Here is a 588-nt window from a genome sequence, read left to right as displayed (position 1 = left end):
CCAAGCCCGGCACCGCCGGCGCGCCGGGCGCTGCGGCCGTGGCCGAGCACCCCATGGCCTTCCTCAAGCTGCCCTCGGTGTGGCTGTGCTTCTCGTTCTTCTTCTGGACCACCTGCGCCCTGAGCGCCATCCAGAGCTTCGCCAGCCCCGCGCTGCAGCAGATGTACGGCCTGCCGCTGGCGGTGACCTCCATGGTGGTCACGGGCTACATGCTGTGCGGCGCCGCCGGCATGGTGGTGGGCGGCTTTCTCGCCGGCCGCGTGGCGCGGCTGGAGGGCATCATCACCGTGTGCCTGCTGGCCACCGGCGTGCTGCTGCTGCTGGTGGGCACCGGCTGGCTGCCCGGCATGGGCGCCGTGGCGTTCGCCGCCATCGCGGGCCTGGGCACGGGCCTGGCGGGCCCCTCGCGCGACATGCTCATCAAGCGGGCCGCGCCCCCCGGGGCGACGGGCCGGGTCTATGGCACGGTGTATTCGGGCCTGGACCTGGGCTTTTGCGTGGCAGCCCCGATCTTTGGCGCGCTGCTGGACCGCGGCGCGGCGCACGGGATCTTCTATGGATCGGCCGCGGCGCTGGTGCTGGGCGTGG

General features: G+C 73.5%; 1 protein-coding gene. It reads left to right on the top strand.

What is annotated here, in order from left to right:
* On the top strand, positions 1–588 hold a 588-nt coding region (locus AC27KI_RS26900; protein ID WP_487116964.1), incomplete at both ends, for an MFS transporter.

The organism is Acidovorax sp. KPB24-03, from assembly GCF_057546605.1.
Note: the sequence above shows the minus strand (reverse complement) of the source record. Positions and strands in the feature narration are given on the sequence as shown.